Source organism: Oscillibacter sp. CU971, assembly GCF_905219725.1.
Classification (GTDB): Bacteria; Bacillota; Clostridia; order Oscillospirales; family Oscillospiraceae; genus Oscillibacter.
The window spans coordinates 1-20,211 of sequence record NZ_CAJMXG010000015.1 but is presented as its reverse complement, the minus strand read 5'-3'; the positions used below and the strand labels follow the sequence as shown (position 1 = coordinate 20,211).

Sequence of the window (20,211 nt, the reverse complement as noted above, 5' to 3'; positions counted from 1 at the left end):
GCCAAGCGTAAGCGGCGGACACGGACACCGCNAGCAGGGCGATACAGGCGGCGGCCAGCACCGCGATTTTNTTGGTTTTGCTGATAGTCATGTCAGTACGCTCCTTTTCNNATTCGCGGGCGCGATTTCGCAGCAGGTCCGCCGTCCGCTCCTGAAAATCCGCGGAAAAGGAGAGCTCGTCGAAAGCCTTTCGGTAATCGTTCATACAACGTCCTCCCTCAGCATCTGCCGCAGCCGCTCCCGGCCACGGGCCAGGCGGGTGCCCACCGTGGCGGCGGGCAGGCCCAGCAGTTTGGCAATTTCTTTGATGGAATATCCCTCATAGTAATGGAGGTGGATGACGGCCCCGTACATCTCCGGCAGGGCCCGGACGGCGGAGCGAAGCTCCTCCCCGGGGCTCTCCGGGGCCGCGGGCTCCGTCACGTCCTCCAGAGGGACGTTGCGCTGTTCCGCCTTCCGGCGGATGTCGCTGGCGCGCTGAAGGGTGGTGCGGATCAGCCAGGCCTTTTCGTGCTCCGGGTCCCGGAAGACGGGCCGGGCGGTAAGCAGGCGCAAAAACGCCTCCTGCACGGCGTCCTCCGCGTCGGCGGAGGAACCCAGGCGGGTGCACGCCAGCCGCAGCAGCATGTCGCTGTAGGCCGAGACAATCCGGCGGATGGTTTCATCGGTACCAAATGGAACCACGTTCCTCACTCCCTTCTGCTTACAACNCGGCTGGGCGGCGGGAAATTTTTCACCCTGCCGGAAAAAACCTTCGGCTTTATTATAAATGGTACTTTCCCACAAAGACTTTGTGAAATCTCACAAAAAGGGAAAAAAGCTATGACAAATCTGAGGGGGTGTTGTATAATGAAGCCGTATTCTACAGCCGCCGGAGCGGCTAGGAAGGAGTTCCCGGTGAAAACACAGGACAATATCCCGGCCCAGGCGGCCCTTTCCNAGACCCCCGCGGTGGCCCTGCCCCGCACCATCCATCTCGTTCCCATGGACNACGTAAACNGGTTCGACNTGCGGCCGGGCTTTTACGAGATCAACGGCGCCACCGCNATCCCCGGCGGCGTGAACTTTACGGTCCATTCCCACGGAGCCACCGCCATCGAGCTGCTGCTCTTCCNGCGGGGGAAGGAGGAGCCCNACGCNGTCCTACCCTTCCCGGACCGCTACCGCATCGGAAACGTGTNCTCCANGATTGTATTNAANCTGAANATCGAGGAGTTCGAGTACGCCTTCCGGGTGGACGGCCCCCGGGACGTGGAGAAGGGCCTGATTTTCGACAAGACCCGCTACCTCCTGGACCCTTACGCCCGGGCTGTGACGGGACAGAGCCAGTGGGGCGTGAAGTCCGTCATGGACCAGCACTACAGGGCCCGGGTGGTGAAGGACGACTTCGACTGGGGCAACATGTCCCGGNCCCTGATCCCCATGGAGGATCTGGTGATTTACGAGCTTCATGTCCGGGGCTTCACCATCCATGAGTCTTCCGCCGTGGCCGCTCCCGGGACCTTCGAGGGGCTGCGGGAAAAGATTCCCTATTTAAAGGAGCTGGGCGTCAACGCCGTGGAGCTGATGCCCATTTTCGAGTTCGACGAGATGCAGGACGCCCGGCAGGTGGATGGGGAACAGCTCTACAACTACTGGGGCTACAACACCGTCAGCTTCTTCGCGCCCAACACCAGCTACGCCTCCGGCCTGGAGTACAACCGGGAGGGCAACGAGCTCAAGCGCCTGATTCAGGACTGCAACGAAAACGGCATCGAGGTCTATCTGGACGTGGTCTTCAACCACACGGCGGAGGGCAACGAGGTCGGGCCCTTCTTCTCCTTCAAGGGCTTCGACAACAACATTTACTACTTACTCACCCCCGGCGGGCAGTACTACAATTTCAGCGGCTGCGGGAACACCCTGAACTGCAACCACCCCATCGTCCACCAGATGATTATGGACTGCCTCCGCTACTGGGTCACCACCTACCACATCAGCGGCTTCCGCTTTGACCTGGCCTCCATCCTGGGGCGGAACGAGGACGGCACCCCCATGAACAAGCCCCCCCTTCTCCAGGCCATGGCCTTCGACCCCATTCTGGGGGATGTGAAGCTCATCGCCGAGGCCTGGGACGCCGGAGGGCTCTACCAGGTGGGCTCCTTCCCCGCCTGGAACCGCTGGGCGGAGTGGAACGGCCGCTACCGGGACGACATGCGCCGCTACCTCAAGGGGGACGCGGGCTGCGCCCAGGCCGCCGCGCTGCGGATGGTGGGCTCCCGGGACATCTACCAGTCCGGGGAGCGGAAGAACGCCTCCGTGAACTTCATCNCNTGCCACGACGGCTTCACCNTCTGGGANCTGTACTCCTACAATGTAAAGCACAACGAAAAAAACGNCTGGGGAGGCACCGACGGAGCCAACGACAACAACAGCTGGAACTGCGGCATCGAAGGGGCGACGGACGACCCGGAGATCAACACCCTCCGGCGGCGGATGGTCCGCAACGCCTTCGCCCTGCTGATGTGCAGCCGGGGCATCCCCATGTTCCTGGCGGGGGACGAGTTCTGCAACACCCAGTTTGGANACAACAACGCCTACTGNCAGGACAATCTGACCTCCTGGCTGGACTGGCGGATGCTGGAGGAGAACAAGGACATGCTCCGCTTCTTCCAGTTCATGATCGCCCTGCGCAAGCGCTTCCGCATCCTCCGGGCCAATCTCTCCGACGGGTACTACGGCTTCCCCGACGTCAGCTTCCACGGCGTCACCCCCTGGCACACCCAGTTCGAGGACCATGAGCGTTACGTGGGCGTGCTCTTCGCCGGGCAGACGGAGGGAGAAGTGCCCCAGATCGTCNATACCGCCTCCNANGCCTACTNGAAGCCCCTGGAGGTGGAGCTGCCGGAGCTGCCCCGGAGTCTGGTCTGGGAACAGCTGGCGGANACCTGGGAGGCGGGCCAGTCCGCCGTGGACATCCCCAGCGGCCGGTTCTCCATCGGCCCCCGGAGCGTGAAGGTCTTCGCCGCCCGGCCCCGGTAAGAGCGCAACCGACGGTTGCTTGACGGCCTGTCCCCTCCATGGTAAGCTGGTATCACAAAGGAGGCGGACCCATGAAATTCAAAGACATCTTCACGGACCTGCGGAAAAAAGCGGGCCTTTCCCAAAACGACATCGCCGAAAAGCTCTTCGTCACCCGGCAGGCCGTGTCCCGCTGGGAGCAGGGCGATACGGTACCGGAAATCGAGACCCTNCNAGCCATCTCCAAGCTCTTTCATGTGACCATCAACGATCTCCTCGGCTATCCCTCGGNCCTCCGGTGCCAAAGCTGCGGCATGCCCCTCACCCCAGAGCACATGGGCCGGGAACAGGACGGGGCCCTCAACCAGCACTACTGCGAGTGGTGCTGGAACAACGGGGCGTTCCTCCGGGACTGCACCGTGGAGGAGATGGTGGAACAGTGCCTCCCCCACATGCCCGGGGATCCGGAGGCCAACCGGACGTACATGGCGGAGCTGCTGCCCACCCTGGACCGCTGGAAAAAGAAGGAAGCTTGAAAGGAGCGCCCGGTGCGGGCGCTCCTTTTTTGCGGGAAATTCCCATTCCTTTTTTGATTTCCAGTTTTGGAATCTGGAAGAAATCCGTCTACTATCGGCAAAACCGTGGACGGATTGCATAAAATAGCTATTACCGGTTTCTGTCAAAATCTGTTATAATTTTGCACAAGAGAGAAGGAGACCCTCAGCGGAAAACTATGCAAACTATGCAAACAGAGGAAAGAAGGCGTATTCCACAAGCGGTAAAGAAAAGGAGAAATGAAATGGAACACAACTTAAACAAAAAGAGCAGCGCCCTGGCACTGGTCCCCTTTCTGATTTTTGTCGTGATCTACCTCGGCGCCGGCCTGATTCTCCAGGCTCAGGGCGTTGAAATGGCATTCTACCAGTTCCCCTCTGTCACCGCCATGTTCATCGCCCTGCTGGTGGCCTTCGCCATCACCAAGGGCAGCCTTGACGAGCGCTTCGCCATCTTCGCCCGGGGCGCGGCCAATATCGACGTATTGACCATGCTGATGATCTATCTGCTGGCGGGCGCGTTCTCCAGTGTCGCCGCCTCCATGGGCGGCCGGGACGCCACCGTCAACCTGGGCCTCTCCCTGGTCCCCGTGCAGTTCCTCGCCGCCGGCGTGTTCATCATCTCCGCCTTCATGGGCACGGCCACCGGCACCTCCATGGGCACCATCGGGGCCATCGTCCCCATCGCCGTGGGCGTTGCGGACAAGGGCGGATTGTCCATCCCCCTGCTGGTGGGCGCCTGCGNGNNCNGCGCCNTGTTCGGCNACAACCTGTCCATGATCTCCGACACCACCATCGCCGCCACCCGCTCCCAGGGCTGCGAGATGCGGGACAAGTTCCGGGTGAACTTCTTCATCGCCCTGCCCGCGGCCCTCATCACCCTGGTGGTCCTGCTGATCGTGGGCCGTCCTGAAACCGCCGTCCCCATGGACGAACTCCAATACAGCATCATCAAGGTAATACCCTATCTGCTGGTCCTTCTTTTGGCTCTCATCGGCATGAACGTGTTCCTGGTGCTGACCATCGGCATCTTCGCGGCGGGCCTGGTGGGCATCGCCACCGGCTCCATAGACCTGTTCGGCTTTGCCCAGGCCATCTGGAGCGGTTTTACCGGCATGAACGAGGTCTTTTTCCTGACGCTGTTCTGCGGCGGCATGGGTGAAATGGTCACCCATAACGGAGGCATCAACTGGCTTATCAACAGCCTCCGGGGCATGATGAAGGGCAACAAGTCCGCCCAGGTGGGCGTTGCCGCCCTGGTGTCCCTGGCGGACTGCGCCACGGCCAACAACACCGTGGCCATCGTCCTCAGCGGAAGCATGGCCAAAGAGATCAGCCACGAATACAAGGTGGACCCCCGGCGGACCGCCTCTTTGCTGGACGTATTCTCCTGCGTGTTCCAGGGCATCATCCCCTACGGCGCGCAGCTGCTNTCCGCCGCGTCCTTGACGGTGGCCTGCGGCATAAACATCAACCCCACGGACATCATCCCCAATCTGTGGTACTGCTGGGTGCTGGCCATTGTGGGCATCTCGTCCNTCTTCGTCCCCTTTNCCGACGGCGCCTNCAAGAAGGACCCCTGGAACTGGGAATATGACGTGGCCGAGTCCGGCGTCACGGCCAAGAAGGCCCTTCTGGAAGCCGAGAATCCCATTGAGAGGGAGCATTCCGTCTAAAGACGCTTTGAAGCGCGCCNGTCTTCCGGCGCGCTCCTTTTTCAAACCCCGGCCCGTTTCCGCCCGGCAGTCCCACTCTCCTTACAGAGTCTCCTCCTTCCGGGACTGCCGGGCCTCGTTTGTAAACTGGATGGACTCCAGGATATTCTTTTCCAGCAGCTTCAAAAACCGCTCCGCCTGGGCGGAGAGCTTGACGCTCCTCAAGGCGATCCAGCCGATGCGGATGCCGCTTTTCTCCGCCAGAGGCAGGGTGATCAGCTTTCGGTAGCCGCCGCTTTTCGTAATCAGGCCGCTGCCGGTGGTAAAGCCGTCGGTGTAGGACAGCACCCGCAGCATGGCGCTGCGGCTGTTGACCCGAATCTGCCGGGCGGGCTTTTTCAAGGACAGCATCCGGTACTCCTCGGAGAAATCCACCGCCACGCCCTGTTCCCGCTCAAAGGATACATACGGATATCCCGCCAGGTCCGCCTCCTTCACCGCCGGCCGTTCCGCCAGGGGGTGGCCCCGGCGGACGTAGACGCAGGGGTCCACCTCCGCAATCTCATGGAAGACCAGGGCCCGGGAATCCAGAAAACGGAAAATGATCTTTTCCGTCAGCTCCGTCANGCAGANGACCCCGATATCCGCCCGGTGGTCATACACGTCGTCGATAACGGCGTCCATGTCCACTTCCCGGATGGAAAACTGATAGCGGTTGGCCTCCGGGGATTGGAGCAGCTCAATGAAGGCATCCTCCGTAAAGGGATAGCGCTGGGAGGAGACGGACAGATGCGTGGCCGGTGCGGCGTTCCGCGCCTCTCCATAGCGGGTCTCGATCCACTGCTTCTGCTCCAGCAGGGAGGCGGCGTAGCCCAAAAACTCCCGCCCGTCCGGCGTGAATTCCACGCCCCGGTTGCTTCGGACAAAGAACTGGATGCCCAGCTCCTCTTCCAATTCCCGGATGGCGGTGGAGATGCCGGACTGGGNGAGAAACAGCTTGTTGGCCGCTTTATTGATGGAGCCGCATTTTGATATCTCCACCACATAGTTCAGCTGCTGAAAGTTCATCGCACCGTTCCCCTCCTATAAAAGCCTTTCAGGTATTATAGAGTACTTTTCCCGGAATGTCAAATCGCTATCACTTAAAACGCTAACAAATTCAAAAAAACTCATACTAACACCCCTGCGGAAAAAATGGTATGATGACTATAGGAGTTGACAAAAAGCCGGAGGACCGCTCTCCGCTTCCTGGTCAACATTACCCCAATTCCGCTGTATAACCGTCTCTCCATACACTCTCACAGGTCCGTCCGGCGCCGGAAAGAGAAGGGCGTTCAATAGCAGAAAAATTGAACTCTAACTTTTTCCAGCAAAAGCCGGCGCCGGCCGGCGAAAAAAAGAAAGGAAGGTAAACAATTATGAACTGTAAGAACAAGGGCTTCGCCACCCGCCAGATCCACGCCGGCAAGGTAGAGAACACCGCCGGCTCTCTGTGCGCCCCNATTTACCAGACCTCCACTTTTGAGTTTGCGTCTGTGGAGCAGGGCGGTGCCCGCTTCGCCGGCAAGGAAGAGGGTTACATCTACAGCCGCCTGGGCAACCCCACCACCAACCTGGTGGAAGCCAAGATGGCCGACCTGGAAGGCGGCGAAGACGCTCTGGCAGCCGCCTCCGGCATGGGCGCTATTTCCACCGCTNTTTGGAGCTCCGTCTCCGCCGGGGACGAGATCGTGGCGGACGAGACTCTGTATGGCTGCACCTACTCCCTGCTGNAGCACGGCATGAGCCAGTTCGGCGTCAAGGTCACCCTCACCGACCTGNGCGACATTGAAAACCTCAAAAAGGCCATGACCGAAAAGACCAAGGTGGTGTACTTCGAAACCCCCTGCAACCCCACCATGAAGATTCTGGACATCGCCCTGATTGCCAAGACCGCCCATGACTTCAAGTCCGACATCCGGGTAATCGTGGACAACACCTTCTGCACGCCTTACCTTCAGCAGCCCCTGGCCCTGGGCGCCAACACCGTGGTTCACAGCGCCACCAAATACCTCAACGGCCACGGAGATGTCATCGCGGGCGTCATTGTCGGGGACAAGGAGTTTGTGGGTAAGTGCCGCATGTTCGGCCTGAAGGACCTGACCGGCGCGGTCATGAGTCCCTTCGACGCCTTCCTGATGGCCCGTGGCATGAAGACCCTGGACATCCGCATGGAGCGCCACTGTGCCAACGCCAAGAAGTTGGCCGAGTTCTTTGAGGCCCATCCCGCCGTCTCCAAGGTCTACTATCCCGGCCTGGAGAGCTTTGAGGGCCATGAAACCGCCATGAAGCAGATGAAGCTGCCCGGCGGCATGATCGCCCTGGAACTGAAGGCCGACAAGGCCGCCACCGCCGCCGCCCTGAACAAGCTGGAGCTGTGCACCGTGGCCGTCTCCCTGGGCGATGCCGAGACTCTGGTGGAGCATCCTGCCACCATGACCCACTCTACTTATTCCGCCGAGGAGCTGAAAGCCGCCGGCATCTCCGAGGGCCTGGTCCGCGTCAGCGTGGGTCTGGAGGACGCCGAGGACATCATTGCCGACTTCAAGGCCGTGCTGGACCCCCTGGTGTAATTTTCTTACATTTCAGCGGCGGGCAGGTCTTTACTGCCCGCCGCGTTTGCGNTACAATAAGCTTGGACCGGGCCGGAGCCTCACCTCCTTCCCCGCCTCCAAGCAAAGAAACGAAAGGAGCAAGCAGCNCATGAAACACATCGTAGAAATCCGCTGGCACGGCCGTGGGGGCCAGGGGGCGAAGACGGCCTCGCTTCTGCTGGCGGACGCGGCGTTCAACACGGGCAAATACGTCCAGNGCTTCCCGGAGTACGGCCCGGAGCGCATGGGCGCGCCCATTNCGGCGTACNACCGCATCAGCTCGGAGCGGAGCACGGTCCACTCCAACATCTATGAGCCGGACTATGTAGTCGTGGTAGACGAGACGTTGATCTCCGCCGTGGACGTGACGGCGGGCCTTAAGAAAGAAGGGGCCATCGTCATCAACTCCGGCAAGTCCCCGGAAGAGCTCCGCCCCCTGCTCAAGGGCTANGAGGGCCGGGTGTGCACCNNCGACGCTGGCAAGATCAGCGAGGAGGAGCTGGGGAAGAACTTCCCCAACACCCCCATGCTGGCGGCGATTGTCAAGGTCAGCGGCGTGGTGGACGCGGAAGAGTTCGTCAAGGACATGGAGGCTTCCTTCAAGCATAAGTTCGCCTCCAAACCCCAGGTCATTGAGGGCAACATGCGGGCCCTGAAACGCTCTATGGAGGAGGTCAAGGAAGGATGAGCCATTTAGCGAAGGATATGACCCCTCAGGTCACATGGAAGGACATCACCCCCGGCGGCGCTATCTTTGAAGGCGGCACCTCCCAGGTGGTGGAGACCGGCGACTGGCGGACCATGAAGCCGGTGCTGGATTTTGATAAGTGCAAGCAGTGCCTGCTGTGCGCGCCGGTGTGCCCGGATAAGTCCATCCCGGTCAACAAGGAAGGCAAGCGGGAGGATTTCAACTATTTCTTCTGCAAGGGCTGCGGCATCTGCGCCAATGTCTGCCCCTTNGGGGCCATCACCNTGGTCAAGGATTCTAAGTGAGGAGGGGCTAAGAGAATGAGTATCAGAGAAAGACTTTCCGGCAACGAAGCCGTTGCCTATGCCATGAAGCAAATCAACCCCGACGTCATGGGCGCGTATCCCATTACGCCGTCCACCGAAATCCCCCAGTACTTCTCCGCCTATGTGGACAACGGCGAAGTGGACACCGATTTCATCGCCGTGGAATCCGAGCACAGCGCCATGTCCACCTGCATCGGCGCGGAAGCCGCCGGATGCCGGGCCATTTCCGCCACCAGCTCCTGCGGCCTGATCTACATGGCCGAGATGCTGTACGTGGCCGCTTCNGACCGCCTGCCCATCNCCCTGGCGNTTTCCTGCCGCGCTTTGTCCGGCCCCATCAACATCAACAACGACCACTCCGACGCCATGAGTGTCCGGGNNNCGGGCTGGCTGATGCTGTTTGCCGAGACGAACCAGGAGNCCTATGACAACTACCTCCAGGCCATGCGCATCGGCGAGGCGGTGTCCCTGCCCATCATGATCTGCCAGGACGGCTTCATCACCTCCCACGCCATCGAGAACATCGAGCTGGAGGAGACGGAGAAGGTTCGGGAGTTCGTGGGCGAGTACAAGCCCCAGCACTACCTCCTGAACAAGGACGAGCCCATCGCTGTGGGCCCCTACTCCACCCCGGTGTACTACATGGAGACTAAGCGGGCCCAGGCACAGGCCATGATGGACGCAAAGAAGGTCATCCAGGACGTGGCGGACGAATTCGCCGCCTGGACGGGCCGGCAGTACGGGCTGATTGAAAAATACGAAATGGACGACGCCGAGGAAGCGATTATTATCATCGGCTCCTCCGCCGGAACCGCCCGGGAGGCCATCAAGCAGCTCCGGGCTCAGGGCAGGAAGGCGGGCATGATTAAAATCCGCTCCTTCCGTCCCTTCCCCGCCTCAGAAATTGCGGAGGCCCTGAAAAACGTGAAGGCCTTTGCCGCCATGGACAAGGACGACAGCTTCAACGCCCACTGCGGCCCCATCTTCGCGGAAACCTGCGCGGGCCTGTACGCCAACGGCATCTCCGGCCCCAAGGGCATCAGCTACATCTACGGCCTGGGCGGCCGGGACGTGCGGGTGGAGAGCATCCAGCATGTCTTCGCGGACCTGGAAAAGATTGCTGAGACCGGGGACGTGGGCGAGACGTACCGTTACCTGGACGTGCGCGAATAAGGAGGGAAGAGTCAACATGGCCTATAATCTGAAAGAAAATGTCANNAAGGAAGACCGCTTCACCGGCGGCCACAGAATGTGCGCGGGCTGCGGCTGCCCCATCGCCGTGCGGACNGTGCTGCGGGCCCTGGAGCCGGAGGNCCACGCCGTGGTCTGCTCCGCCACCTGCTGNNTGGAGGTCNCTTCCTTCATGTACCCCTACACGTCCTATAAGGACAGCTTCATTCACAACGCCTTTGAAAACGCGGCGGCCACCCTCTCCGGCGTAGAGACGGCCTATCATGCCATGAAAAAGCGGGGCAAAATTGACGCGACCTACAAATTCATCGCCTTCGGCGGCGACGGCGGAACCTACGATATCGGGTTCCAGAGCCTGTCCGGGGCCATGGAGCGGGGACATGACCTGGTGTATGTCTGCTACGACAACGAGGCGTACATGAACACGGGCATCCAACGCTCCAGCTCCACGCCCCACTTCGCCGACACCACCACCACTCCGGTGGGCAAAGTGGTCCCCGGCAAGCCCCAGCAGAAGAAGAATCTGACCAAGATCATGGTGGCCCACGGGATTCCGTATGTTGCACAGACCACCTTTATCGGGAACTTCAAGGACATCACGGAGAAATCTCACAAGGCCATCTACACCCCCGGCGCGGCGTTTTTGAACGTCATGGCCCCCTGCCCCCGGGGCTGGCGCTATCCCAGCGAGAAGCTGATGGAGATCACCAAGCTGGCCGTCGAGACCTGCGTGTGGCCGCTGTATGAGGTCATTGAGGGCAAGTACATCTTAAGCTACAAGCCCAAGAACAAGCTGCCTGTGGAGGAATATCTGAAGGCCCAGGGCCGCTTCGCCCACATGTTCAAGCCCGGCAACGAGTGGATGATCGAGCAGACCCAGAAGGAAGTCGATAAGAACTGGGAGGAGCTCCTCAAGCTCTGCGAGCTGTAAGCTTACGCTTATCTGCTATATACACTCTCCAAAACCGGAGGAGGCCGTCAAAAGACGGCCTCCTCCGGTTTTTTCTCTCTTTCCGCTCCTCCAAAATTCGGTTATAAGTCCTGGTCCGCCGCCCGTCCTCCGTTCTCTCCGGCGGACCAGGCGCCGTGGTCCGTATGCAGCAGATGGTGGGAGCGCTCTCCCAAGGGCTTTTTGAGGTAGGTGCGGTACAGGGCCTGTACATCCGGGTTTTCGTGGGAGAAGCGGATTTCAGATCCCGCGTCCATTTTCCACAGCTTGTCTCCCCGCTGCCCGGCGTACTCCGCGCCGCCGTGGATGGGCTGGCCGCCGCCCCCGGCACAGCCGCCGGGGCAGGCCATGACCTCCACAAAGTCGTAATCGGCTGTTCCCTCCTCGATGGCCTCCATCAGCTTCCTGGTATTCCCCAAGCCGCTGACCACCGCCACCCGGATATCCCCCGCGCCGGGAATATTGAAAGCTGCTTCCTTCCAGGGCTTTTCCCCCCGGACGGCCTTAAACGCGTCCGCGTCGGGGTTCTTCCCGGTGGCCAGATAGTAGGCGCTCCGCAGGGCCGCGTCCATAACGCCGCCGGTGGCTCCGAAAATCACCGCCGCGCCGGTGCCCGTGCCCAAGGGGCTGTCAAACTCCGCCTCCTCCAGGTCCGCCGGGACAATGCAGTCACTGCGGAACAGGCGGCACATTTCCCGGGTGGTCAGCACCACGTCCACGTCCGGGTCGCCGCAGGCGTCCTTCATGGTGGGCAGCTCACTCTCCGCCTTCTTGGCGGAACAGGGCATGATGGAGGCCACAAAGACCTTCTTCGGGTCCAGGCCCATCTTCTCCGCGAAATAGCTCTTTGCCACCGCGCCGAACATCTGCTGGGGAGATTTGGCCGTGGACAGGTGATCCGTGTAACTGGGGTACTGTGTCTTGAGGAACCGCACCCAGCCGGGACAGCAGGAGGTAAACATGGGCCAGCGGTACTTCCCCCGGTGGGTGAAGCGGTCGATAAACTCGCTGCCCTCCTCCATGATGGTGAGGTCGGCGGCGAAGTTGGTGTCAAACACGTAGTCAAAGCCGATGCGTTTCAGCGCCGCCACCATGCGGCCCGTGGTGGCCTGTTTCGACGGGAGGTTGAAGACCTCCGCCCAGGCCACCCGCACCGCCGGGGCCACCTGGATGATGGTGGTGATTTCCGGGTCCGCCAGGGCCCGGAGGACCTTCGTCGTGTCGTCCCGGACCGTCAGGGCCCCGGTGGGACAGTGGGTAACGCACTGTCCGCAGAATACGCAGTCCGTGTTTTTGAGATAGCGGTTATAGCTCACGTCCACGGTGGTCCGGGNGCCGGTGCCCGCCACGTCCCAGATGTTCATGCCCTGGATTTTGTCGCAGACCTGGACGCAGCGCATGCACTTGATGCACTTGCCGGCCTCCCGGACGATGNGGACGCTCAGGTCCACGTTGGNGCGCTCCGGCTGGACCTTATAGGGCTGGTAGTGGATGTTCAGGTCGTGGGAGAGCTTCTGGAGCTCACAGTAGCCGCTCCGCACACAAACGGTGCAGTTGGAATTGTGCTGGGAGAGAATCAGCCGGAGGTTCGTTTTCCGGGCGTCACGCACTCGCGGGGAGTTGGTGTAAATCACCATGCCCTCCAGGATTTCCGTGTTGCAGGCGGGGACCAGGCGCTCCGTGCCCTCCACCTCCACCATGCACATGCGGCAGGCGGCGATCTCGTTCAGCTCCTTCAAATAGCACAGGTGGGGAATGGGGATGCCCGCCTTTTCCGCCGCGTTCAGGATGGTGGTCCCCTTGGGGGCGGACAGCTCCCGGCCGTTGATTGTAAAGTTTACCATTTCTCCACACGTCCTCCCTTGAAGATTCCATAGCCGAAGTGGTCGCACCGCAGGCACCGGGAGGACTCCTGCCCGGCTTCCTGGTCCGTCATGCCGCATTCGATGCACTGGAAGTCGCCCTTGCGCTCACAGGCGTCCCGCTCGGTGGCGTTGACCCGGCCCCGGGGGCGGAGGTCCGTACACCGGGGGGTGGGGACTTTGACCTCGGACTCAATCTCATGGTTGAAGCCCAAATACTCGTCGATGTTGGCGGCGGCGGCCTTTCCGGCGGCAATGGCCCGGATAACCGTGGCCGGGCCCGTCACGCAGTCGCCTCCGGCGAAGACGCCCACCATGTCGGGAAGCTGGGTGCTGGAATCCGCCAGCAGGGCCCCGCCCCGCTGAATCTTGATGCCCGTCTGCTCCAGACCCCGGGTCTCGATGCCCTGGCCGATGGCCACGATGATGGTATCCGCCGGAATCCGCAGGGGCTCCACGTCGGCGGTGCCCGGCCGGGGACGGCCCGCCTTGTCCATCTCGCCGATGATCTGGGGCTGGGTCCAAAGGGCCGCCACATGGCCGTTCTCGTCCGCCTCAATGCGCAGAGGCGCTTGCAGGGTCAGCACCTCCGCACCCTCGGCAATCGCGCCCTCCACCTCTTCGGCCTGGGCGGTCATGTCCTCCTGACGGCGGCGGTAGACGCAGGTCACCTTCTCCGCCCCCAGGCGGATGGCGGAGCGGGTCACGTCCATGGCCACGTTTCCGCCGCCGATGACCGCCACGTTCTGCCCCGTGAAGTCCGGCATCTCGTTGTCTCCAATGTGGCGCAGCAGCTCCACGGCGGAGACCACGCCCAGACTGTCCTCCCCCTCAATGCCCGTCTTTTTGTCNGTATGGGCCCCGATGGAGAGATAAAGGCAGTCGTACTCCTGCTTCAATTCGTCGAAGGAAACATCGGTGCCNNCGTNCACCCCGGTATGTACCTCAATGCCCAGGGACAGGATGGAGGCAATCTCCCCGTCCAGCTTCTCCNGGGGGAAGCGGTAGCTGGGGATGCCGTAGCGCATCATGCCGCCCAGGGCCTTCTGCTTCTCATAGACCGTAACCTTGTGGCCCATGAGGGCCAGATAGTAGGCCGCCGACAATCCGCCGGGGCCGCCGCCGATAATTGCCACGGATTTCCCGGTGGCCTTGGCGGGCTTGGGCTGGGGCACGTCCCCGGCCTGGTCCACGGCGTAGCGCTTCAGCCCCCGGATGTTCAGCGCGTCGTCCACCATGTTCCTCCGGCAGCGGGCCTCGCAGGGGTGCTCGCAGATATAGGCGCAGGCCGTGGGGAAGGGATTGTCCTTGCGGATGAGGNGCACCGCGTCCTCGCANCGGCCCTCGCCGATGAGGGCGATGTAGCCCGGGATATCCACCCCGGCGGGGCACAGCGCCACGCAGGGCACGGGGTTTTTGAGGCTCCCCAGGCAGCGGTGGTGAAGGATATGCNCCTCGTAATCGTCCCGGAAGCCCTTGAGGCCCATGAGGACCAGGCNNGCGGCGTCGGTGCCGATNGNGCAGTCCGNCGTGTCCACAATGNCCTGGGCGGTTTTCTCAATCCGCCGGAGGATGCCCAGATCCGGCTCCCCGTCCAGCACCTCCCGGATCATGTTGGAAAGCTGGGTCAATCCGATGNGGCAGGGCANGCACTTGCCGCNGGTCTGGGCCCGGNAGAGGTCCAGGAAATTCAGGGCCATGTCCACGGGGCAGAGGCCCGGCGGGCTGGCCGCGATGCGCCGCTCCATGTTCCGGTAGAGCTGCTCCACCACCGCCTGGGCCTGGCCGGGGGTCTTCACTTCCAGTCTGCTCATGACTTCACTTCTCTCCTAAAAGTTTTTTTGGTTTCCTAAATATTATTATGGAGACACAGGCTGGAAAAGTCAAGCAAAGTTATAAAATAGACAATCTTTTTTTGTAAGGGCTTCTCTTTATTGTGAAATATTTCTCAGCGATGGCGTCTCAGGTGCGCTTCCGGGCCTTCCAAACCTGTGCCAGAATGTCTTTCAGCACCAAAAACGCGTCCAGCTCATTGTAGTCGCAGGTTCTTTTCAGCTCCTCCAGCAGCCACTCCAGCTCCGCCGCGTAGGGGGCGGCGTCCACCTGGGACTGGTATTGGGCCAGGACAGGGTACTTTTTGCTCCACGCCTTGGTCCAGTCGATTTTGTCCGAGACCTCCTCCCGGGTGCGGTCGATGACCTCCTGAATCTCCTGGACCTCCAGGTCGAAGGCGATCAGCTCGTCCAGGGTCAGGCCGTAAAGCAGCGCCAGGTGCTTGGACTGTCGGATGTCCGGCAAAGTCTCGTCCGTCTCCCATTTGGAGATGGTCTGGCGGCTCACCCCCAGCTTTTCCGCCACGGCCTCCTGGGACAGGCCCTTCTTCTTCCGGGCGTCGGACAGATTGCTTCCCAAACTCATTCTGTGACCTCCTGTATTGGATTTGACTCTATTATAGAGGGTTTTCCCGGAGAACGCCAGCGGCGTTTCCTTGCACTTCCGCACGGATTCTTAACAGTCCGGCGGCGAAATTCGGGCTTGAACCCTGTCCGGGGATGGGGTATACTGGACCGTAAAGCGCCACAGCGCAGAAACGGGAGCATGAAAAAGAAGCATTCCAGGCGGCGCTCCTTGCTGCAGCTCCGCCGCCCGCGTTTCTTGAATGTTGCCTGATATAGAAAGAAGGAACTCCACCCATGATCCGCCTCATCGCCAGCGACATTGACGGGACCCTGCTCCAAAACGGAGCCACGGAGATTCCCCCCGAGATCTTTGACCACATCCACCGCCTGGAAAAGAAGGGCGTCCTCTTCTGCCCCGCCAGCGGACGGCAGTACACCAGCCTCCGGCGGCTCTTCGCCCCGGTGGCGGACCAAGTGCCCTTCCTCTGCGAGAACGGCGCGGTGGTCTACGGCTCCGGAAGCCCTGGACCCATTTTAAGCAAAACCGTCATGGACCGCCGCCTAGCCGAGGAGCTGTGCGCCGAGATTCTGGCCCTGCCGGAGACGGAGGTGCTGATCTCCGGCGCCGACGTCAGCTACCTCTGCCCCAAGACCCCGGACCTGGAGGACCAGATCCGCTGGTTCCTGGGCAACCGCACCGCCGTCCTCCCCGCCCCGGCGGACGTGCCGGAGGACATCATCAAGGTCTCCGCCTACTGCCCCAAGGGCATCGAAGCCGCCAAGGCCGCCCTGTTTCCCAAGTGGGAGCAACATTTCCGCTGCGCCGTGGCCGGAGCGGTCTGGGTGGACTTCACCCTGGCGGACAAGGGCCTGGGCATCTCCCGGCTCTGCGAGGCCCTGGGCCTGCGGCTGGAGGAGGTCATGGCCTTCGGGGACAACTACAACGACGTTTCCATGCTGGAACGGGCAGGCCGCCCCTATCTGATGGAGGGCGCCGCGCCGGAGCTCCGGGCCCGCTTCTCCACCCGCTGCNGCACTGTGGCGGAGGTGCTGGAAACCCTGTGAGGCCGGGGGGCTTCGCCTAAAATTTGAACGGTTCCTTAATTTTTGTCATTTTTGTTACTTTTTTGCCCCGCCCGCCTTTACAAGGCGGGCGAAATTCTCTATAATAGCTGTCTGCCAAATCCGCCCAGGCGNCGGTGCGGCTGTAATCAGAAATGAAGAGACGGTCCGTCTCTGGAGGTTTTATGAAACAGTTCGTCAAACGCCTGGCGGCCCTGGCGCTGTCCGGGCTGCTGTGCACCGCCCTGCTGTCCGGCTGTGCCAAGGACGGCGAGGGCATGGCCCTGGCCGTCTGCGTGGGGTCCGCCCCGGAGTCCCTGGACCCCATCTACGCCGAGGACACCGAAGGCCAGACCGTCCTGGCCCATCTCTATGAAAACCTTATGCGGGTGACGGTGGACAGCACGGGAAAAACCAGCGTCCTCCCCGGCATGGCCAAAAGCGTGGACCAGGAGGAGGAGACCAAGGAGGGCGCCATCACCGTCACCTACACCTTCCGCCTCCGCAGCGCCCGCTGGTCCGACGGGCAGCCCGTCACCGCCGGGGATTTCGTCTACGCCTGGCAGCGCCTGGCGAACCCCGCCACCGGCTACCGCTACGCGGACCTGCTGTCCGTGGTCAAGGGCTATCAGGAGGCCCGGGCCGCCAAGGACATGAGCCTCCTCCAGGTGACGGCGAAAAACGACTCCACCCTGGTGGTGACGCTGAACGGGCGCTACGACTGGTTTTTAAAGGAGGTCTGCACCTCCCCCGCCGCCATGCCCCTGCGCCAGGACGTGGTGCAGAAGCTGAAAGCCGCCTCCGGGGACAAGTCCTGGTGGGAAGGGGACCCCACCCAGCTGGTGACCAACGGGCCCTACACCGTCGCCTCCTTGGAGGAGGGCCGCCTCCTCCAATTGACCGCCAATGACCGCTACTACGCCGCCCAGCCGGGGCCCCAGAGCGTCACCTTCCACTTTGCCGGTTCGCCGGAGGAAGCCTGGTCCCTCTATGAGAGCAAGACCGTGGACGCCGTCTGGCCTTTGCCGGACGCCCGCCTGACAGAGCTGGCGGNGGACCCGGAGTGGTCCCCCCTGCCGGAGCTGGCCACCTACGCCGCCCTGTTCAACTGCGCGTCCGAGACCTTCGGCGACCCGGCCCTGCGGGAGGCCATGNCCCTGGCCATCGACCGGAACGCCCTGGNCCAGGCGGCGGGGGCNGCGGCCCTGCCGGCGGAGGGCGTCGTCCCCCCCGGCGTACCGGAGAATGAGGAGGGAGATTTCCGCGCCCTCAGCGCCCCCCTGCTGGACAACGGCCCGGAGGGCTATGAGGNNCGCTGCCAGCAGGCCCGGGACCNGCTGGCAGAGGCCGGGNACAACAGCGGCGCGGACCTGGGCGAGCTGGAATTTCTCTATTTGAAAAACGATGTGAACGACGCTGTGGCCCAGCTTCTCTGCCAGCAGTGGCTGGAGGTCCTGGGTGTCCAGGCCGTGCCCAAGGGCCTGACGGAACGGGGCCTGATGTCCGCCCTGAGAAACGGGGAATATGATCTGGCGGGCCGGACCCTCACCGCCTCCGCCAACGACGCGGAGTGCTTCCTGATGTCCTGGACCACCGGGAGCCGGGAGAACCTGGTCCGCTATGAGAGCAGCGCCTACGACACGCTGATGAAAATTGTAGCGGGCGCCNCNGACGGCACCGCCCGGATGGGCNGCCTCCACGACGCCGAGGCCCTGCTGCTGATGAATTCCGCCTTCGCCCCCCTTTACACCAAGGGCACCGCCTGGGAGCTGCGGGAGACCTTCACCGGGGCCTTTCGGGATCCCCGGGGCTGGTTCAGCTTCGCAAATGTCGTGACCAGAACCGCCTGAGANCATGAAAGCGCCCCGCCGGGACGGCGGGGCGCTTTTGCGTCTTGAATGGTCAGGCCAGGAAGCCCTTGAGGATGCAGTCCTCGGCCTCCTCCTCGGTGAGGCCCAGGGTCTCCAGCTTCAGCAGCTGGTCCCCGGCAANCTTGCCGATGGCCGCCTCGTGGACCAGCTGGGCCTCGGTGCAGTTGGCGGTGATGGCGGGGATGGACTTGATTTTAGCCGTCCCCATGATGATGGAGTCGCACTGAACATGGCCGAAGCACGGGGCATTGCCCACCATACGGGGGTAAAACACCTGCTCCGATCGGTCCTGCGCCACGGAGCGGGAAATCACCCGGCCCTTGGAATCCTCGCCGTCCAGAATGATCTCCATGTCGCTCTCCGCCGTCTGGTCTCCGTGGGTCAGCAGCCGCTCCGTAACCACAGCCTCGGCTCCCTTGCCGCAGACGATTTTCGTGGAGCGCTTGGTGGAATCAATGCCCCGGATTTGAACGGTCTCCATCTGGATGGAGGCCCCCTCCTCCAGATAGACCACCGTCTGGGGGTTCATGATCCGGCCTCCGGTTCCGTCCCCCTCGCCGTAGTGCTTCTCGGTGTAGCGGACCCGGGCGCCCTTGCCCACGTAGAAGGTATGGACGCCGTCGTGGCGGGACTCCTCCCCACCGCAGTTGTGAATGCCGCAGCCCGCCACAATGTCCACATCACNGCCCTCGCCGATGAAGAAGTCGTTATAGACCATCTCCCGAAGGCCGGACTTTGTGATGATGACGGGAATATAGCAGGTCTCACCCACGGTGCCGGGCTTGACCCGGATGTCGATGCCGGGCTTGTCCTCCTTGGANGTAATTTCAATGTGCTCCGTAGACTGGCGGCCGTCGCAGCCGGAGTCCTTGCGGATGTTGAAGGCCCCCACGGGCTTGCCAATGAGGTCCGCGATCTTTNCCAGTAAGCCGCGATCGATCTCGGTATCCATCATTACGCCATCGCCTCCTTCCGCATAACCGGGCAGGTGCCCAGGGTGTCCGCCAGAATCTGGGGCAGAATCTCCGCCGGGGTCCCCCGGTGGCGGATCTGCCCGTCTCCTACCACAATGACCTCGTCCGCCAGGGAGATGATCCGCTCCTGGTGGGAGATGATGATCATGGTAGCCCCTCCGGCGGCGTGAAGCTGCTCGAAGGTCTCCGTCAGCCGGGCGAAGGACCACAGGTCAATGCCCGCCTCCGGCTCGTCAAAAATCATAAGCTTCGCGTTTCTCGCCAGGATGCTGGCGATTTCAATGCGCTTCACCTCGCCACCGGAGAGGGAGGCGTCCACCTCCCGGTCCAGGTAGTCGTTNGCGCACAGGCACACCCGGGTGAGGTACTGGCAGCAGCGGTCCTTGGAGAGCGTCCCGTCCCCGCTGGCCAGGGTCAGCAAATCCCGAACCGTCAGCCCCTTGAACCGGGGGGGCTGCTGGAAGCCGTAGCTGATGCCCAGCTTCGCCCGCTCGGTGATGCCCAGATCCGTGACGTCCTGCCCGTTCCAGAGTATCCGCCCGGCGGTGGGCTTCACCAGGCCCATGATGCTTTTTGCCAGGGTGGTCTTTCCGCCGCCGTTGGGGCCGGTGAAGACCACCAGCCGCCCGCCGCCGACGGTGAGGGAGATATCGTTCAAAATGCCCAGCTCCCCGCCGTCCTCGTGAACGGCGTAGCTGAGGTGTTTCAGTTCCAGCATGGGGGAATCCTCCTTTGCTTGCTGTGTCAGACAGCATTCTACCAGATATAACGGGAGAATGCAACGAATGCCTTGGGTTTTCTTCTACATTTTACCCAAAAGTGCCCCTCTTATCTGTTGCAGGCGCAACAGGAACCATTTTTTTACCCTTTGCATAGACTGGGAGGAAAAGGAGGGACCTCTCATGGAACATATGCCCCAAACACCGGAAGTTTACGATTTTCGACAATATGACCGCATCTGGCAGCGGGTCGCCCCCAACCTGGAGCCCTACCCCGGCATGGCGGCCCAGCCGGCGGCTGCCGCTCAGCAGACGGCCCCCGCCCAGC

17 protein-coding genes are annotated in these 20,211 nt (G+C 62.0%); 10 read left to right on the top strand and 7 right to left on the bottom strand.

What is annotated here, in order from left to right; genetic code table 11:
• Nucleotides 1-201: 201 nt before the first annotated feature.
• Nucleotides 202-684, bottom strand: coding sequence for an RNA polymerase sigma factor (locus tag JX325_RS02505; RefSeq protein WP_204789604.1), 483 nt, complete (start codon nt 682-684; stop codon nt 202-204).
• 300 nt (nt 685-984) lie between these two features.
• Between JX325_RS02505 and JX325_RS02500 the strand changes: the two genes are divergently transcribed.
• The 3 genes from JX325_RS02500 (at nt 985) to JX325_RS02490 (ending at nt 5,230) form a co-directional block, all read left to right on the top strand.
• The gene (locus tag JX325_RS02500; RefSeq protein WP_243413884.1) at nt 985-3,021 is read left to right on the top strand and encodes a glycogen-debranching protein; all 2,037 of its coding nucleotides are present in this window, start codon (nt 985-987) and stop codon (nt 3,019-3,021) included.
• A 71-nt stretch (nt 3,022-3,092) separates the two neighbouring features.
• Nucleotides 3,093-3,536, top strand: a complete 444-nt coding sequence (locus JX325_RS02495) for a zinc ribbon domain-containing protein (RefSeq protein WP_204789602.1) — start codon at nt 3,093-3,095, stop codon at nt 3,534-3,536.
• A 197-nt stretch (nt 3,537-3,733) separates the two neighbouring features.
• A complete protein-coding gene (locus JX325_RS02490; RefSeq protein ID WP_307819239.1) occupies nt 3,734-5,230 on the top strand; it encodes a Na+/H+ antiporter NhaC family protein in 1,497 nt (498 codons plus the stop codon).
• Nucleotides 5,231-5,311: 81 nt separating this feature from the next.
• Here the strand turns inward: JX325_RS02490 and JX325_RS02485 are convergent, their stop codons facing one another.
• Complete coding sequence (locus JX325_RS02485) at nt 5,312-6,277, bottom strand: LysR family transcriptional regulator (protein WP_204789600.1); 966 nt, start codon at nt 6,275-6,277, stop codon at nt 5,312-5,314.
• 347 nt (nt 6,278-6,624) lie between these two features.
• On the opposite strand from JX325_RS02485, the gene megL reads away from it, so the two are divergent.
• From megL to JX325_RS02460, 5 genes are all read left to right on the top strand, one after another.
• Nucleotides 6,625-7,821 carry a methionine gamma-lyase gene (gene megL, locus JX325_RS02480; protein ID WP_374220576.1) on the top strand — a complete coding sequence of 399 codons (1,197 nt, stop codon included), beginning with the start codon at nt 6,625-6,627 and terminating at the stop codon, nt 7,819-7,821.
• 130 nt (nt 7,822-7,951) lie between these two features.
• Nucleotides 7,952-8,530: a 2-oxoacid:acceptor oxidoreductase family protein gene (locus JX325_RS02475; RefSeq protein WP_204789598.1), complete on the top strand. Its 579-nt coding sequence runs from the start codon at nt 7,952-7,954 to the stop codon at nt 8,528-8,530.
• Nucleotides 8,527-8,835 carry a 4Fe-4S binding protein gene (locus JX325_RS02470; protein WP_204789597.1) on the top strand — a complete coding sequence of 103 codons (309 nt, stop codon included), beginning with the start codon at nt 8,527-8,529 and terminating at the stop codon, nt 8,833-8,835. The genes JX325_RS02475 and JX325_RS02470 overlap by 4 nt, the downstream gene beginning before the upstream one ends.
• A 15-nt stretch (nt 8,836-8,850) precedes the next feature.
• Complete coding sequence (gene porA, locus JX325_RS02465) at nt 8,851-10,029, top strand: pyruvate ferredoxin oxidoreductase (protein ID WP_204789596.1); 1,179 nt, start codon at nt 8,851-8,853, stop codon at nt 10,027-10,029.
• Between the two features lie 16 nt (nt 10,030-10,045).
• Entirely contained in the window at nt 10,046-10,978 is a 933-nt protein-coding gene (locus tag JX325_RS02460; protein WP_204789595.1) for a thiamine pyrophosphate-dependent enzyme, read from the top strand.
• A 101-nt stretch (nt 10,979-11,079) separates the two neighbouring features.
• On the opposite strand, the gene JX325_RS02455 is transcribed toward JX325_RS02460, so the two are convergent.
• From JX325_RS02455 to JX325_RS02445, 3 genes are all read right to left on the bottom strand, one after another.
• Nucleotides 11,080-12,840, bottom strand: a complete 1,761-nt coding sequence (locus JX325_RS02455) for an NADH-dependent [FeFe] hydrogenase, group A6 (RefSeq protein ID WP_204789594.1) — start codon at nt 12,838-12,840, stop codon at nt 11,080-11,082.
• On the bottom strand, nt 12,834-14,672 hold the full coding sequence (locus JX325_RS02450; protein WP_204789593.1) for an NAD(P)-binding protein: 1,839 nt from the start codon (nt 14,670-14,672) through the stop codon (nt 12,834-12,836). The genes JX325_RS02455 and JX325_RS02450 overlap by 7 nt, the downstream gene beginning before the upstream one ends.
• Before the next feature lie 148 nt (nt 14,673-14,820).
• Nucleotides 14,821-15,276 (bottom strand): helix-turn-helix transcriptional regulator, encoded by a 456-nt coding sequence (locus tag JX325_RS02445; protein ID WP_204789592.1) that lies wholly within the window; start codon nt 15,274-15,276, stop codon nt 14,821-14,823.
• Between the two features lie 275 nt (nt 15,277-15,551).
• Here JX325_RS02445 and JX325_RS02440 point away from each other — a divergent pair, with 275 nt between their 5' ends.
• Both JX325_RS02440 and JX325_RS02435 read left to right on the top strand, forming a co-directional pair.
• Nucleotides 15,552-16,322: an HAD family hydrolase gene (locus JX325_RS02440; protein WP_204789591.1), complete on the top strand. Its 771-nt coding sequence runs from the start codon at nt 15,552-15,554 to the stop codon at nt 16,320-16,322.
• 182 nt (nt 16,323-16,504) lie between these two features.
• Nucleotides 16,505-18,169 carry a peptide ABC transporter substrate-binding protein gene (locus JX325_RS02435; protein ID WP_204789590.1) on the top strand — a complete coding sequence of 555 codons (1,665 nt, stop codon included), beginning with the start codon at nt 16,505-16,507 and terminating at the stop codon, nt 18,167-18,169.
• A gap of 52 nt (nt 18,170-18,221) precedes the next feature.
• Here the strand turns inward: JX325_RS02435 and JX325_RS02430 are convergent, their stop codons facing one another.
• Together JX325_RS02430 and JX325_RS02425 are read right to left on the bottom strand one after the other, a co-directional pair.
• A complete protein-coding gene (locus tag JX325_RS02430; RefSeq protein WP_204789589.1) occupies nt 18,222-19,145 on the bottom strand; it encodes a SufD family Fe-S cluster assembly protein in 924 nt (307 codons plus the stop codon).
• Nucleotides 19,145-19,882 (bottom strand): ABC transporter ATP-binding protein, encoded by a 738-nt coding sequence (locus JX325_RS02425; RefSeq protein ID WP_204789588.1) that lies wholly within the window; start codon nt 19,880-19,882, stop codon nt 19,145-19,147. The genes JX325_RS02430 and JX325_RS02425 overlap by 1 nt, the downstream gene beginning before the upstream one ends.
• Nucleotides 19,883-20,211: the final 329 nt, after the last annotated feature.